This window comes from Stenotrophomonas sp. 28608_Sma, assembly GCF_056486185.1.
In genome coordinates this window covers 2,642,510-2,657,458 of sequence record NZ_CM151308.1, presented here as the reverse complement: position 1 = coordinate 2,657,458, position 14,949 = coordinate 2,642,510, and the positions used below count along the sequence as shown (strand labels likewise).

Here is a 14,949-nt window from a genome sequence, read left to right as displayed (position 1 = left end):
CGACTGACAGTCGACTCTACCGCCGCCCTCTACCGCCTGAGGTGGCCTGGCCGAGCGCGGCGGCCATTGCCGCAAGCTTGCCGACCGTGTTGAGGTTGCGGGCGGTGCCTTGCTGGGCATAGGGAATCCGCAGGCGTGAGTCGACCATGCCGTCGCCATAGTGGACGAAGATCTCGCGGGTACCCAGCGCCAGCTGCTCATCGCGCAGGCCGGTCACCCCGGTCAAGGGATCGGCGGGCAGTACCTCATCAACGAACAGCGCGACCACGCGATTGCCGGCGGCATGTGGGAACGGATTGCCGGCGGCAACCGCCGCGATCTCGGCTGCCGAGCGCACCAGCACACCCACCGGTTTTCCTGCATAGGCCTGCAGCCGTTGGCCAAGGGCTTTCCGCACGCCGGCTTCGTCAAGTCCGCTGCGGAACACCACGTTGCCGCTGGCGATATAGGTGCGGACGTCGGTGAAGCCGGCGTCTTCGCACATCGCCACCAGTTCAACCATCGGCAGCTTGCCGGTACCGCCGACATTGACTGCTCGCAGCAGCGCGACATGCACGCTCATGGGGAACCTGCCTGCAGGCGGTCGTACATGCGCACCAGGTCGACCAGCGTACGCGCGCCCATCTTGCGCATCACCTGCGCGCGGCGCACCTTCACCGTGATCTCGCTGACCCCGAGGTCGCCGGCGATCTGCTTGTTGAGGCGGCCGCGCACCACGCCGTCGACCACCTCGCGCTCGCCGGCGTTGAGGGTGTTCCAGCGCTGCTGCAGGGCGTCCAGTGCCTCGCCGTCACTGCGGCGCTGGCGGTCGATGTCGATGCCCTTGTGGATCGCATCCAGCAGCTCCTGGTCACGGAACGGCTTGGTCAGGAACTCGATGGCACCGTCCTTGATCGCGTTGACGCCCATTGCGATGTCGCCGTGGCCGGTAATGAACACCACCGGCAGCTGCAGGCCGTGGCTGCCCATCGTGCGATGGAACTCCAGCCCGCTCCGGCCGGGCATGCGCACGTCCAGCACCAGGCAGGCCGGTGCGTCTTCCAGTTCGTGCTCGAGGAATGCCTGGGTGGAGGCGAAGGCCCGTACCTGCAGGCCCATCGAGGCGAGTAGGTCTTCCAGCGCGGCGCGCACCGACGGATCGTCGTCGATCACGTAGACGATGGGCGCTGGATCGGCAGCGGGTGCAGCGGGCTTACGCATGGGGGACTTCCGTGGCAACGGGCAGGTCAAACACAAAGCAGGCACCTCCGCCGCTGGGGCGCTCGGCTCGGATCCTGCCGTCGTTGGCCTCGATCATCGAACGGCTCAGGCTGAGACCGAGCCCGAGTCCGTGTGATTTGGTGGTCCAGAACGCATCGAACACGCGCTCAGGATGGTCGATTGGCAGGCCGATACCGCGGTCGCGCACGCTGAGGCTGATCCGCTGTCCGTCGCGTTGGGTCAACAGGGACAGACGGCGGTCGGCAGGCGGCACTGCTTCCATCGCGTCCACCGCATTGAGGATCAGGTTGCCGATCACCTGCTGCACCTGCACGCGATCAGCCTGTACCAGCGGCAGGTCAGCATCGAGCAGCAGGGCCACGGCCACGCCGTGCTGGTCCAGCTCGCTGCGCGACAGCGCCAGCATTTCCTCCACCGCCTGGTTCAGGTCGAACGCGCGTCGTTCCGGTGCTGCACCCTGGGTCAGGCCGCGGATGCGGGCGATCACGTCACCGGCGCGATGCGCATCGGCCAGGATGCGGGCCACGGTCTGCCGTGCCTTGTCCACGTTCGGTGGGTCCTGCGCCAGCCAGCGTTGGCAGGCCTCGGCGCTGCTGGCGATCGCCGCCAGCGGCTGGTTCACTTCATGGGCGATGGAGGTGGTCAGCTCGCCCACGGTCGACGCGCGCGCCACTCGCAGCAGGCGGCCCTGTGCCTCCTGCACTGCGGCTTTGGCCGCTTCCATCTTCAACGCCAGGTAGGTGGTGATGCCGATCACCAGCATGCCGATCACCGAATTGACCAGGCCGATGCGGTAGGTGCCGAAGCGGGTGAGGAAGAAGCTCAGCCCGGTGAGTGCGATGCAGGCGACGGCCAGGGTGATGAGCCCGCGCGCGCTCAGTACGCGCGCTGCGGCGAGGATGACCGCCGCGTAGAAGCAGGCGGCGGCGACCGCGTAATCGGTGACGGTGTCGATCAGGAAGATCGCCGCCATCACGATGATCAGGGCCAGCAGCACCAGCGGGCGGCGGGGCGACAGCGATGGCATCGGAACGGCTCCCGGGCGTGGGGGGAAAGGATAGCAAAGCCGCCTTGGGTGGATGCGGGCACCCACCAAAGCGATGCCTGGTAGTGCCGGCCGCTGGCCGGCAGCTGCAGGATCGTCCCGGAGATCATGAGGTTGCCGGCCAGCGGCCGGCACTACCCGGGTCTGTGCCGACCAAGGTCGGCACCTACCAAGCTGTGCACGATGTTGCCGGCCAGCGGCCGGCACTACTCCTCCAGGCTGGCGTTCCAGAACCCCTGCAGCACGCCGGGGGTGGTCGCCAGCGTGGCCAGTACCGCATCCAGTTCACCGGCATCCACCGTGGTGGCATACAGAACCGCCTCGATCTCCACGTCGCGTTCGCCGAATGGGCGCTGGTCCACCGCGCGTACCGGGTAGTGCGCCTGCTCAAGCAGCAGCAACAGCTGGTCCAGCACCTCGGCCTGCTGCTCACGCTGGCAGACCACGTTGATCGCATAGGTCGCTTCGCTGAACGCTTCCGGCAGTGGCTGCCGCTGGATGCGGTTCACTACCGGGCGCAGCAGGGTATTGGCGGCCAGCACGAACACGGCCGCCATCACCGCTTCCGGCAGCAGCTTGATGCCCGCACAGGCACCGACCGCTGCCGAGCCCCACAGGGTGGCGGCGGTATTGAGGCCAGACACCTGGGCGCCGTCCTTCATGATCGCGCCGGCGCCGAGGAAGCCGACACCGGAGATCACATAGGCCACCACGTGCAGTGGCGACGGCGGGCCGCCGTACAGGTCGTGGAAGCGCACGGCCAGGTCCACGAATACTGCCGCACCCACCGCCACCAGGGTATTGGTGCGCAGGCCGGCGGTGCGTTGGCGCAGCTGCCGCTCCAGGCCGATGACGGTGCCAAGCACGAACGCCACCGACAGGCTGATCAGCGAGCTCAGGGTTGCGCCGGCGTTGAACGCCGGCAGGTTCGGATTGATGTCCATTGTGTTTCTCCCTGGACCAGGCGGCGGGCGCTTACTGCCAGCCGTAACGACGGATGTAGATCTTCTTCAGCACGGTGGTCAGCACCGCGTAGCCGAACAGGATCGCCACCAGGAACGGCCAGTAGCCGGTCGGCAGGGCCTGCAGCTTGAAGTAGCCAGCCAGCGGGCTCATCGGCAGGGCCACGCCGATGGCCATGATCAGGCCGGTCATCACCAGCAGCGGCGGCGCGGCGATGCTCTGCAGGAACGGCACCTTCGGTGTACGGATCATGTGCACGATCAGGGTCTGGGTCAGCAGACCGACCACGAACCAGCCGGACTGGAACAGGCCCTGGTCGGCCGGTGTGCGCGCATCGAACACGTACCACATCAGCGCGAAGCAGCTCAGGTCGAAGATCGAGCTGATCGGTCCGAAGAACACCATGAAGCGCCCAATGTCTGCCGGGTTCCACTTCAGCGGCTTGCGCACCAGCTCCTCGTCCACGTTGTCGAACGGAATGGCGATCTGCGAGATGTCGTACAGCAGGTTCTGCACCAGCAGCTGCAGTGGCAGCATCGGCAGGAATGGCAGGAAGGCCGAGGCCACCAGCACCGAGAACACGTTGCCGAAGTTGGAGCTGGCGGTCATGCGGATGTACTTCAGCATGTTGTTGAACGTGCGCCGGCCCTGGATGACACCTTCCTCCAGCACCATCAGGTTCTTTTCCAGCAGGATGATGTCGGCGGCCTCCTTGGCGATGTCCACCGCGCTGTCCACGCTGATGCCGATGTCGGCCGCGCGCAGCGCCGGTGCATCGTTGATGCCGTCGCCGAGGAAACCGACCACCTTGCCCTGTGCGCGTAGCTGGCGTACCAGGCGCTCCTTGTGCAGCGGGGTCAGGCGGGCGAACACGCGGTGGTGGTGCAGCGCCCGTGACAGCGCACCGTCATCCATGCGCTCGATCTGCGGGCCGGTCAGGATGGTGTCCGCGTCCAGCCCCACCTGGGCACAGACGCGGGCGGTCACCAGCTCGTTGTCGCCAGTGAATACCTTCACCTCCACACCATGCGCGGCCAGCGCCTGCAGCGCTTGCGCAGCCGACTCCTTCGGCGGATCGAGGAAGGCCACGTAGCCGACCAGGGTCAGCCCGCACTCGTCGGCCTGCGAATACACGGTCTGGCTAGCGGCGGTTTCCTTCATTGCCACCGCCACCACGCGCAGGCCCTGTTCGTTCAGTTCCTCGGTGGTCTGCCGCACGCGGGCCAGGCGGTGCTCGTCCAGTGGCATGTCCTGGCCGTTCTCGCGAACGGTACTGCATACCGCCAGCATTTCTTCCACCGCGCCCTTGCAGATCAGCTCGTGGTGGTCCTCGCGCTCGGACACCACCACCGACATGCGGCGTCGCTCGAAGTCGAACGGAATCTCATCCACCTTTTGGTAGTCCTGCGACAGCCGCAGCGAGCTCTGCAACTCCACGTGCTCCAGCACCGCACGGTCGAGCAGGTTGATCAGGCCGGTCTGGAAGTGGCTGTTGAGGTAGGCGAACTTCAGCACGTCCTCCGAATCGTGGCCGAACACATCGGTGTGGCGCTCCAGCGCGATCCTGTCCTGGGTGAGCGTGCCGGTCTTGTCGGTGCACAGCACTTCCATCGCGCCGAAGTTCTGGATCGCGTCCAGGCGCTTGACGATCACCTTGCGCCGCGACAGCAGCACCGCACCCTTGGCCAGGGTGGAGGTGACAATCATCGGCAGCATTTCCGGGGTCAGGCCCACCGCCACCGACAGCGCGAACAGGAACGCCTCGGTCCAGTCGCCCTTGGTCCAGCCGTTGATCAGCAGCACGAACGGCACCATCACCAGCGCGAAACGGATCAGCAGCCAGCTGACACTGTTGACGCCGGCCTGGAACGCGGTCGGCGCGCGGTCGGTGGCGGTGCTGCGCTGGGCCAGGGTGCCGAAGTAGGTACGGTTGCCGGTGGCCAGCACCACGGCGGTGGCGGTGCCGGACACCACATTGGTGCCCATGAACAACAGGTTGTGCTGCTCCAGCAGACCGGCCAGGCCATCGCCCGGGTGCGCGAACTTCTCCACCGGCAGCGACTCACCGGTCATCGCGGCCTGCGCGACGAACAGGTCCTTGGCGGTCAGCACGCGGCAGTCGGCCGGAATCATGTCACCGGCCGACAGCACGATGTGATCACCGGGCACCAGCTCACGGATCGGCAGATCCAGCAACCGCGCAGGGCGACGGCTGTGCAGGTGCGCACCGAAGTACTGGTCGGCCACATCGGCCACCTCGGTACCCGGGTTGCGGCGCAGCACACGTGCGGTGTTGCCGACCAGTGCCTTCAGCCGTTCGGCGGCACGGTTCGAGCGACCCTCCTGCACGAAGCGGATCAACGTGGACAGCAGCACCATCGCGCCGATCACGATCGTGGCCTTGATGTCCTCGGTCAGCCAGGACACCGCCGCCAGCACGGTCAACAGCAGGTTGAACGGATTGCGGTAGCACTGCCACAGGTGCCGCCACCACGGCAGCGGCTTTTCGTGATCGACCTCGTTGGGGCCGAGCGTGGCCAGCCGCTCCTCGGCCTCATGCGGGCTGAGGCCATCGGCATGCGATTCCAGCGTGGCCAGCAGCTGGGCTTCATCCTGCTGGGCAAGGGTGACCAGGCCGGTGGTGAGCGCGAACGGCGCGGCCTCGGCGCTGCCCGGACCGAAGCCGGCCTCGGGCATCGCGCGGCGGCGGAACAGGTTGCCTGCGCGACGGCTGCGCAGGAAGGCGTTGAACCAGGCGTTGAGCAGGCTCATGGGAACTCCTCGAATGTCAGAGCCGGCCGCGGCCGGAACACGAACGGAACGGTTGGAACAGGTCAGGCGTGGCGCATCGCCAGCACCGCCGGCGACCACGGCTGCATGTGCAGGCGCTGGCTGCCACCGATGCACAGCGGCTTCATCGCATCGCGAAGGGGGTAGGGCAGATGGCGCAGCACGTTGATGCGTTCGCTGATCGGCAGCAGCGACAGTGCGTCGGCGACCACGCGCGGCGAGCCGAGCGACAGCGAACGGGCGAAAACCACGGCGCCGTGCTGCAGCAGGTGGCTGCGCAGGGCGGCAACATCGCGCTCGCCGATCAGGCGGCGCAGGGTGATGTAGAGGATCTTGTAGGACATGGGGGTGATCTCCAGGCAGGCGGCGCCTGGCGATCCCCCGTCATTCAGGCAGGCAGGGACCGGCGGGCAGGCGCCGGGAACGGGCAACAGGCGGGCATACGGGGCGCGGTGCGCCCGGCAGGGTCGGGGTCCATCTGCGTCTCCATGAGGGGAGGGGCCGGCCAGGATTGCCCTGGCCAGTGGCGCTATTGTCCGCCCCTGAATGGGGTAGTCCTAGAGGCTCGTGGGTTAGCCCGGCTATACCTTGGTATAGCGAGACCCCGCGAAGTGCCAAGGCGCGGATCAATGGGCGGCCGGCGTGGTCTGCTTGCAGACGTCATATTCGCCGGATGTGAGCGTCTTGTCGCGATCGGTATCACAGGCGTGCAGGCGCTCGGCCCAGTCGGGTGCCACGGCATCCACTTCGGCCAGGGTGACGATGCCGTCCTTGTCCTTGTCCAGCGACTCATAGGACGGAATCAGCTTCACTTCGGTTACGTCCTCGGCCGCGGTGGCCTTGCTGGCTTCCTGGGCCTTGGAGCACGCACCGAGCAGCAGGCCCGCGCAAAGGGTGAGGGCGACGGGAAGATAGCGGACCTCGGTCATGACAGGCTCCAGAAGTAGAGGTGCGGGCCACCGTTGTGGTGGCCACGGCCGGATCTTCTGCGCGGGACTGTAAGCCGGTTGCGAAGAATGCAGGTAAGCGTGCAGGCAAGTTGGTTGCCGTTCACCGCGTGCGTGCAGGTCCTGCAGACCAGGAGCGGCAGACTAAGAATGTTTTCAAACGAGTAGGACATGTTTGATTTTTGCAACTTCTTGTATGTCGAGGTTGTGACGCCGCCGTGAAAATTCGCGCTCGCCTTTCCCCGCGGGCTCGCAATGCATCGTCTTCTCACTTTGATTCTGTTGGTCATTCTGTCTGGTAGCGCGCACGCATCCACCCCACAGATCAACGTCGGCGTACTGTTCGACTACCTGCAACCCACGCACAGCAACCTGCTCAAGCGCATCCGCAACACCGGTGACGCCACGGCTTACGTGCGGGTTGAAGTCACCCAGATGCACTTCGATGCAGACGGCAAGGCCAGCGAAACGCCGGTGGATACCACCGCGCTTGTCCGCAACACGCCGGATGCGCAAGGGGTCATCGCCAGTCCCAGCCGCCTGATCATCGCAGGCAATGGACAGCAGGCTACACGCCTGGTGTATCGCGGTGCGCGTGACCAGGAGCGCTACTACCGGTTGCGCTTCATCCCGGTGGCGCCGACAGCCGAGGAATTCTCGCTCAGCGAAGAGCAGGCCCGGGAGGCAGCGGAGCTCACTTCGGCCATCCGCGTATTCACCGGCTACGGCACGATCTTCTTCGTCGCGCCGGAGAACCCGCACTACGACACGCTCATCGAACAACAGCAGGTGCGCAATCGCGGCAATGCCACCGTGGTGCTGGACAATCTGCGCCAGTGCGAGCGGAACCACCCCGATACCTGCACGCCGGGAATCATCGCCCATGTACGCCCCGGCAACAGCTACGCGCTGCAGGCCGCCGAGCATCAGTACCTGCGTTTCGAGCTTCGCGAAGGCGACAGCCAGCGCAGCATCGACTCGCGCCGTTAAGCCCGCTTCCACCGATGGTTTTGTCCCGAACGGGCCTGTCAGGCGCCCGCTGGGACGGCGTTGCCCTTGCCTGGCACCTTGATTCCTACCCTTGAACCTGGAGTGCATCCATGTCCCTGAAGACCACCCTGCTGGCAGCGGCCACCGCCCTGCTGATCACCCCGGCCGTTGCCCTGGCCGCTACCGAAACCAAGTCCATCACTATCAATGTCACCGCCGACGTACCGAACAGCGCCGGCCTGCAGGTGTCCACCCCCGATGGTTGGGAAGGCCTGCCGCAGAACCTGCCGTGGGATACCGCGCGCCAGACCCTGAGCGATCTGACCGGCCGCGTCATCAACATCAAGTCGCCGGCGGCGATCAGTGCCTATCTGTCGGCACCGGCGCAGATGGCATCGGCCGCCGATGTGGTCGACCTGGCAGTGAAGTTGGACAACGTGGTGGTGCCGCCCACCTCGGCCGCGAAGATCGAAGTGGCCAATGCCACCCAGGCGGCCGCCGGCAAGTCACTGGCCTTCGCCATTGCCCCGACCGCGCCGAGCGGTGGCTACAAGCAGGGCAGCTACGGCGGCCAGTTCCACATGATCTTCGAGAGCGACATCTGACGATCATGCAGCTTCGTGCCCTTCCTGCCGCATCGCCGATGCAGCGGGAGGGCACGGGCATCCGCCCATGAAACGACCCCTCCGTCCCGCATCTCCGGCCCTTGCGCGATTGGCTGCTGGCATCGGCGCCGTGGTGTTTGCCGCGTCCAGCCATGCCACCGGTCTTGCGCTGGGTGAGCTGCCCAGCCTGCTGGAGCAGCGCGAGCGCATGCCTGCGGAGTTCCGCGAGCATCTGTTCGGCAATCCGCTCACCGTGCGGGTGGAGCTGGACGGTCGCTACCTGGGGGACGCCGAGGTGCTGCTGCACGAAGACAATCGTGTGCAGCTGATCGGCTTTGGCGAAGCCCATGACAGCCCGCTTCCGCAGACGGAGCGGACGCGCTGGGTCGAGGCGCTGGCCGAGCCGATGGCGCTGGGCGTGTGCAGCCAGCAATGCCGGGGCCTGGCTGCGCTGCATTACAGCCTGTCCAATTCCCTGCTCAGCCTGCTGACTCAAGCAGGTGCGCACAAGGAAGGTCGCCACGTCGCGCTGCCGGAGCGCGGCAGCCATGGACTGATCGTCCGCAACAGCGTGGCCGTACATGGCGGCCAGGAGCAACAGACGTCCGCACGCTACAGCGCCGAGCTGCGTGGCAGTGTTGGCCGCTGGAGCACTGTCGGCAGCTACCAGTATTACGCCCAGCCGGGCAGCCGCGAGCACTATCTCAGTGCCCTGTATACCCAACGCGAGCTGGGCGACCACTTCGTGCGTGCGGGCTACTTCCTGCCCACCTTCGAAGGCATCATCCGCCAGCCGCGCGCACCCGGCACGCAGAACGATACTGCGCTGGGCTTCATGCTCGGCTCGTCGGACGTACTGCTGGCCGACACGCGCAGCCCCAGTGTGTACCCGGTCTATGTCACTGCCAGCCGCGAAGGCGTGGTGGAGATCCTGCGCGACGGCAACCTGCTGTCCACGCAGGCCGTCAAGCCGGGCATCCAGGAGATCGACACCCGCCGTCTTCCCGGTGGCATCTACGACGTGGAACTGCGGGTCATCGAGGATGGCCACGAGGCCTCGCGTGAGACCGCGTCGATCCACAAGCCCAGTCGCTGGAGCGACCCCACACGCCGATGGCGCTACAGCGTGTTCGCCGGCCAACAGCGTGGCCTGCTCGATAGCGGTCGTGCACTGCAGGAGGGCAGGCTGGCCGCGGGTGCGGTGGTCAATTACCTGGTGCACCCGCGGGCGGTGGCCGGTGCCACCGTGCAGCAGATCGGCACGCGCCGCGCGGCGGGGCTGTCGATGGACTGGCAGGCCAGCGACCGCTTCAGCACCTACACCAATGTCTACACCTCCAGTGATGCCGGGCGCGGCGTCGACCTGCAGGGGTTGTACCGCTACCGCGCCGGGTCGGTAGTGGCCAACCATGCTCGCAGCTGGGCCGAGCAGCGCCAGCGCGTCCTGCCCGGTGACGGCTCCGCACCGCGTTGGGTAACCCGCGGGGGCTGGCAGGACACAACTGCCGTGTCGATCACCCATCGCTTGAGTCATCGCGACAACGCCAGCGTGCGGGTAGCGCGCAGCTCGGGCTTCACCAAAGGCAACGGCATCGATGTGTCTTATGGCCGTCGCGAGACCGTGTTTGGCAAGCACGATGTGAACTGGCGGGTCTCGGCCTACGATCGCCCTGGCGGCCGCTTCACCCATTACCGGCGCCAGCGCGGGGTCGATCTGACCGTCAGCGTATCGCTGGGCAGCGAGCGCCGCAGCTACAGCGGTAGCCTGGGCACCCGTACCGGCGAGGCTGGCCAGCGCGATACGTATGTCAGCGCGGCAGCCACGCAGCGTGTGGATGGCAAGTTAGTGCAGAGCGTGAATGGCATGATCAGTGCCGAGCGCAGCGGCATCGGTGCAGGCGCCGGTGCCTATCTGCAGAGCGCGCTCTTGGAAGGCGATGTACAGCTATACCGTGGCGCGGGCTCGGGCCACGTGAGTGGCAGCGCCAACCTGGACAGCACACTGGTGATCGGCGGCGGCCGTGCAGCGGTGCTTGGCCAAGGCCGCAGTGGCGGCGTGGATACCGGCATCATCGTTGACGTGCGCAGCGACTATTCCGATGTGAGGCTGCGTGCCGACGACAGCCGGGGCGGTGGCGTGGAACTGAAGGCAGGGCGTAACTTCGTGCCGGTGACCGCCTACCGCGCAGGCCACGTGCAGTTTGATTTCCAGGGCCGCCATGCACCCGCGGCCACGCTGCAACCGGCAACCATCAGCTACCACCTCAACAAGGGTGGAGTGATGCACGCCACCGTGGATGTGCTTCGCACGTTCACCGTAATGGGCCAGGTGCAGGATGCCGACGGCAACGGCGTGCGCGGTGTGCAGGTGATCAACCATGCAGGCCGCAGCGTCAGCCAGGAGGAAGGCTTCTTCACATTGGAGCTGAGTGCACGTGCGCCGGTGCTGGAACTGCGCTACCCGAATCAGATCAGCTGCGTGCTGACGATGGAGGAGGGGCGCTATCCGCGAGAAGGCGATGTGCTGATGGTGGGCAGCTTGGGCTGTCCTGCAGCGGTGGTCTCGCGTGGGCAGGTGGGGCCGCGAATCGTAGGAGGGAGGGAATGAAACTGCTTCGACTGTGTTTCGCGCTGCTGATGTTTCTGGTCTCAGGACCCGCCTTGGCGCAAGTCGCTGAGGTGAAGGTGACCGGGCGATTCAGGCCGAGTGCGCTGAATCCCGGAAACAGCGAATTCGAGAACACGACCCCGAGGGGCAGCTTCTGCAACTGGAGACCTGAAGAATGTGACAAGAAAGGAGCCTACATCTTCAACGTCGGAGGCGGTGAATTCTGGAGAAAATCCGGTGATGGGGACAATGCCTCGCGTCGTGACACGACATACGTGCGTTTCCCAAATCCACGCATCATAAACTTGACCGAAGTAGCTACAGGACGTTCATTCCCAGCCAAGATCAGCTTCGCGGCTATCGCGCTCCGACTTGACTTTACCAATGGCGTGGACCCCTGGTACTACGGAATCAGCGGTGGCTGCACGGCAATTCGCGGTGGTGGTGGGCTCGGCTGGTCAAACGGCGGTTGGGGCGTGAGAGATCCTTCGGAACCGAAGGAATGCTTCAGCAACAGGCCTCGAAACTCGCGAACCTACAGGTATCGCAATGTTGGCATTGGCATCAAGGTGGAGTTGCCACGTGCGACCACGTTGTTGAATGGACGCTATGAGGCTTCCGAGAGTTGGTCGACAGGTGGTTTGGACGCCGATATCGACCTCGGTGACAACATCACTGGCACCAGCAGCATCCGAATGAACTTCGTGTTCGACGTGATTCATGACTTTGAGGTGATGTTCTCCAGCGAGTCTCCCACCGCACGACTTGTGCCTGATGGAGGCTGGTCTCAATGGATCGACTACGGTCTGGTGCCGAGACGATTGCATCAGGAGCTCCCTTTCAACCTGACCTCGTCGATGGACTTCAGCATGAAGCTGCGATGTGAGTATGAGGTAGATGATCGTTGCGGGATTCAGAATGCCGCCAATGATGAGCTGGTACCGGTGGACGTTGACGTCACCATTCCGGGAATGAGCAATGTGCGCGATGGACGGCCTGCGCAGAACACAGCGCTGCTGCCGGATGATGCGCGGGCGCCACGCTTCACCCCGGATGGCTATCTGATGCAGCGGCGTTCGACGCTTCGATTTACCGCGGGCCGCGAGGCGGTGACGGAGATGCTGAAGTCGCCCGGCTCGCATTGGCAGGGCAACATGACGGTGGTGTTCGATGCCAATCCGTGACAGGTGGGCGGAGCGCTGGGATGCCGGCCAGCGGCCGGCACTACCCCGTGCTTTCAGAAGCGGTCGGCGAACGCGTCCGTGGCGCGCACCAGCGCATCCACCGTCGCCGGCTCGTTCGCGCTGTGGCCGGAGGTCACCATCTCCAGCCTGGCTTCCGGCCAGGCCTTGGCCAGGTCCCAGGCGCTGCGCGGTGGGCAGATGATGTCGTAGCGGCCCTGCACGATCACGCCGGGCAGGTGGCGGATGCGATCGATATCGCGCAGCAGCTGGTCCGGCTCAAGGAAGATGCCATTGCGGAAATAGTGCGCTTCGATGCGGGCCTTGGCCAGTGTATCCAGCGGGTCATCCGTGGACACGGCATCCACGTCGTGCTGCAGGGTCGCTGCATTGTCTTCCCAGCCCAGCCAGGCCTGCGCGGCCGCGATGCGGGTGGCCTCATCGGCGCTGTCCAGGCGTGCCCAGTAGGCCGCGAGCATGTCACCGCGCTCGACCTCCGGGATATAGGCCTCGTAGCGGTCCCAGCGTTCCGGGAAGATCCAGCGTGCACCGCCGTTGGCCTCGGCGAACCAGCGGTTCTCCATCTCGCGGCCAAGGAACACGCCACGCACGATCAGGCCGGTGGCACGCTCTGGGTGCGCCTGCGCGTACGCCAATGACAGGGTCGAACCCCAGGAGCCGCCGTAAACCAGCCAGCGCTCGATGCCCAGGTGCTCGCGCACCTTCTCGATGTCGGCCACCAGGTCCTGCGTGGTGTTGTCACGCAGCTCGCCGAACGGTGTGGAGCGGCCGCTGCCACGTTGGTCAATCAGCACGATGCGGTAGCGCGCCGGGTCGAAGAAGCGGCGATGGGTGGGCGAGATGCCAGCACCCGGTCCGCCATGCAGGTACACCACCGGGATGCCCTCGGGCGTGCCGCACTCTTCGATATGCAGGGTGTGCAGCTCGCTCACCGGCAGGGTGAATTCGCGGTAGGGCTCGATGGCGGGGTAGAGGGTGCGCATGGGGCGTGTCTCACAAGCAGGGGCGGCCAGCATAGCGCCGCCGCCCGCTGCCTGCAGTGGCACATGCTTTCGCGGTGCTGGAAATGGGCTGGCCGATGCGCATAAGCTTCCGCGATGCAAGCGACCACGACAGGGATGTCCACGCCCGACCCCAGCCTCAGCAGCGGCGCACGCGAGCTGCTGAAATGGATCGCGCTGCTGACCATGACCGGTGACCACGTGGCAAAAGTGGTCTACGGCGGCTACCTGCCGGTCATAAGCGAACTGGGGCGCATCGCGTTCCCGCTGTTCGCGCTGGTGATGGCCTGCAACCTCGCCCAGCCGGGGGCGGACCTGCGCAAGTCGATCCGTCGCCTGGCCGTATGGGGCGTCATCGCACAGCCGCTGCACGCATGGGCCTTCGGCGACTGGCTGCCGCTCAACATCCTGCTCACCTTTGCTTTTGCCGCAGTGGCCGTGCATGCGCTGGCGAACAATCGGCCGGCGCAGCTGCTGCTGGCCGCCGGCGTGCTGCCGATGTTCGTGGATTACCAGTGGGCCGGTGTCGGCAGCGTGCTGCTGGCCTGGATCGCGTTCCGGCACCGGGCGTGGTGGCTGTTGCTGGTTGGGCTTGCAGCGGTGTGCTGGGCCAACCACAACGGCTGGGCATTGCTGGCCGTTCCGGTGGTGCTGTTGGCGGCGCGGGTGCCGTGGCAACTGCCGCGCTGGCGGTGGGCGTTCTACGGGTACTACGTGGGCCATCTGGCGGTGCTGGCGTTGATTGCCCATCTGCTTACGTAATGTCGGAACTGGCATGTGGCATGTCCTGAATGCCGGATGCGGTCAAGGAATGCGCGGTGCCGATGCGGGTGAAGCATGCCGCCACCGGCATGGTGCAAGTTATTGAATTTTCGGCGCGATTGTCGATATGCGACAATGCTGCCACTGCGTGAACGTTGCTGTCTTTGCACTTGGGTTGTTGGCGCCTGCCACCCTGTTGTGCACATGATGAGTTGCCATCGACAAAGGATGGCCGGGGGCTGGAATCCCCGTTGGTTGTGTTGTTCGCGCTTGTCAGCCGGCGTCGCCTTGTGCGGCGCCGGCTGACAACCCGTCCGCGCCTTATGGCGGGCGGTGCGTGGAGGTGCGCGCAAGCGTGCCTACCGGACTGCCTTCACGCAACCACCGGATTCCAGCCACGCACCGTCCGCCGCCTTTGTTAAGGGCGGTGGTCCCGCATGCCTTGCACGGAGACCTGCCATGAATGCATCGGAGTTCCCCCATCAGCGGCCCCGGCCAATGCCGATGAAGGGCACGACATCCCGCCCGATCCCAACAACCTGACGGCCCTGCTGCATCGCATCGGGCTGGGCGCGGCTTCTGACGGCCAGCCCTGGCCCGAGCGCCATCAACTGCCGGGCCGATGCATGGCATTGGCCGATGCCGATGGTGCGCTGGCCGGGCTGCGCATCGTGCAGGAAATCCTTCTGGCGGCCGAACGCGCCCGCCAGAATGGCGGCCCGGAACACTACGTCGGCGACCGCGTGATGGAAGGGTTGAAGCTGGCCGCGCTGGCATTGACCAGTCATGCCATCTATCGCCTGCATCCGGAATAA

14 protein-coding genes are annotated in these 14,949 nt (G+C 65.7%); 6 read left to right on the top strand and 8 right to left on the bottom strand.

The features are described 5' to 3' along the window. Positions 1-16: 16 nt before the first annotated feature. From ACZLHH_RS12510 to ACZLHH_RS12480, 7 genes are all read right to left on the bottom strand, one after another. A complete protein-coding gene (locus tag ACZLHH_RS12510; protein WP_180845273.1) occupies positions 17-562 on the bottom strand; it encodes a DUF1697 domain-containing protein in 546 nt (181 codons plus the stop codon). Beyond that, on the bottom strand, positions 559-1,200 hold the full coding sequence (locus ACZLHH_RS12505; protein WP_180845274.1) for a response regulator transcription factor: 642 nt from the start codon (positions 1,198-1,200) through the stop codon (positions 559-561). The genes ACZLHH_RS12510 and ACZLHH_RS12505 overlap by 4 nt, the downstream gene beginning before the upstream one ends. Then, positions 1,193-2,248 (bottom strand): sensor histidine kinase, encoded by a 1,056-nt coding sequence (locus ACZLHH_RS12500; RefSeq protein WP_180845275.1) that lies wholly within the window; start codon positions 2,246-2,248, stop codon positions 1,193-1,195. The genes ACZLHH_RS12505 and ACZLHH_RS12500 overlap by 8 nt, the downstream gene beginning before the upstream one ends. A 224-nt stretch (positions 2,249-2,472) precedes the next feature. Continuing rightward, entirely contained in the window at positions 2,473-3,210 is a 738-nt protein-coding gene (locus tag ACZLHH_RS12495; protein WP_088026119.1) for an MgtC/SapB family protein, read from the bottom strand. A gap of 31 nt (positions 3,211-3,241) precedes the next feature. Next, the gene (gene mgtA / locus ACZLHH_RS12490) at positions 3,242-6,001 is read right to left on the bottom strand and encodes a magnesium-translocating P-type ATPase (protein ID WP_180845276.1); all 2,760 of its coding nucleotides are present in this window, start codon (positions 5,999-6,001) and stop codon (positions 3,242-3,244) included. 62 nt (positions 6,002-6,063) lie between these two features. Beyond that, the gene (locus ACZLHH_RS12485) at positions 6,064-6,363 is read right to left on the bottom strand and encodes a hypothetical protein (protein ID WP_032129479.1); all 300 of its coding nucleotides are present in this window, start codon (positions 6,361-6,363) and stop codon (positions 6,064-6,066) included. A 282-nt stretch (positions 6,364-6,645) separates the two neighbouring features. Beyond that, the gene (locus tag ACZLHH_RS12480) at positions 6,646-6,948 is read right to left on the bottom strand and encodes an EF-hand domain-containing protein (protein WP_071229610.1); all 303 of its coding nucleotides are present in this window, start codon (positions 6,946-6,948) and stop codon (positions 6,646-6,648) included. 300 nt (positions 6,949-7,248) lie between these two features. On the opposite strand from ACZLHH_RS12480, the gene ACZLHH_RS12475 reads away from it, so the two are divergent. The 4 genes from ACZLHH_RS12475 (at position 7,249) to ACZLHH_RS12460 (ending at position 12,353) form a co-directional block, all read left to right on the top strand. Next, positions 7,249-7,956 (top strand): CS1 fimbrial subunit B flags: Precursor, encoded by a 708-nt coding sequence (locus ACZLHH_RS12475; RefSeq protein ID WP_240792068.1) that lies wholly within the window; start codon positions 7,249-7,251, stop codon positions 7,954-7,956. Between the two features lie 110 nt (positions 7,957-8,066). Further along, positions 8,067-8,561: a CS1 type fimbrial major subunit gene (locus tag ACZLHH_RS12470; RefSeq protein ID WP_071229608.1), complete on the top strand. Its 495-nt coding sequence runs from the start codon at positions 8,067-8,069 to the stop codon at positions 8,559-8,561. Between the two features lie 67 nt (positions 8,562-8,628). Further along, the gene (locus ACZLHH_RS12465; RefSeq protein ID WP_180845277.1) at positions 8,629-11,169 is read left to right on the top strand and encodes a TcfC E-set like domain-containing protein; all 2,541 of its coding nucleotides are present in this window, start codon (positions 8,629-8,631) and stop codon (positions 11,167-11,169) included. Then, positions 11,166-12,353 (top strand): hypothetical protein, encoded by a 1,188-nt coding sequence (locus tag ACZLHH_RS12460; RefSeq protein WP_132810209.1) that lies wholly within the window; start codon positions 11,166-11,168, stop codon positions 12,351-12,353. Before ACZLHH_RS12465 ends, ACZLHH_RS12460 begins: the two co-directional genes overlap by 4 nt. 53 nt (positions 12,354-12,406) lie before the next feature. Here the strand turns inward: ACZLHH_RS12460 and pip are convergent, their stop codons facing one another. After that, the gene (gene pip / locus ACZLHH_RS12455; RefSeq protein WP_180845278.1) at positions 12,407-13,354 is read right to left on the bottom strand and encodes a prolyl aminopeptidase; all 948 of its coding nucleotides are present in this window, start codon (positions 13,352-13,354) and stop codon (positions 12,407-12,409) included. A 114-nt stretch (positions 13,355-13,468) separates the two neighbouring features. Here pip and ACZLHH_RS12450 point away from each other — a divergent pair, with 114 nt between their 5' ends. Continuing rightward, the gene (locus ACZLHH_RS12450; protein ID WP_180845279.1) at positions 13,469-14,134 is read left to right on the top strand and encodes a TraX family protein; all 666 of its coding nucleotides are present in this window, start codon (positions 13,469-13,471) and stop codon (positions 14,132-14,134) included. Between the two features lie 437 nt (positions 14,135-14,571). Continuing rightward, positions 14,572-14,949 (top strand): hypothetical protein, encoded by a 378-nt coding sequence (locus tag ACZLHH_RS12445; RefSeq protein ID WP_429000451.1) that lies wholly within the window; start codon positions 14,572-14,574, stop codon positions 14,947-14,949.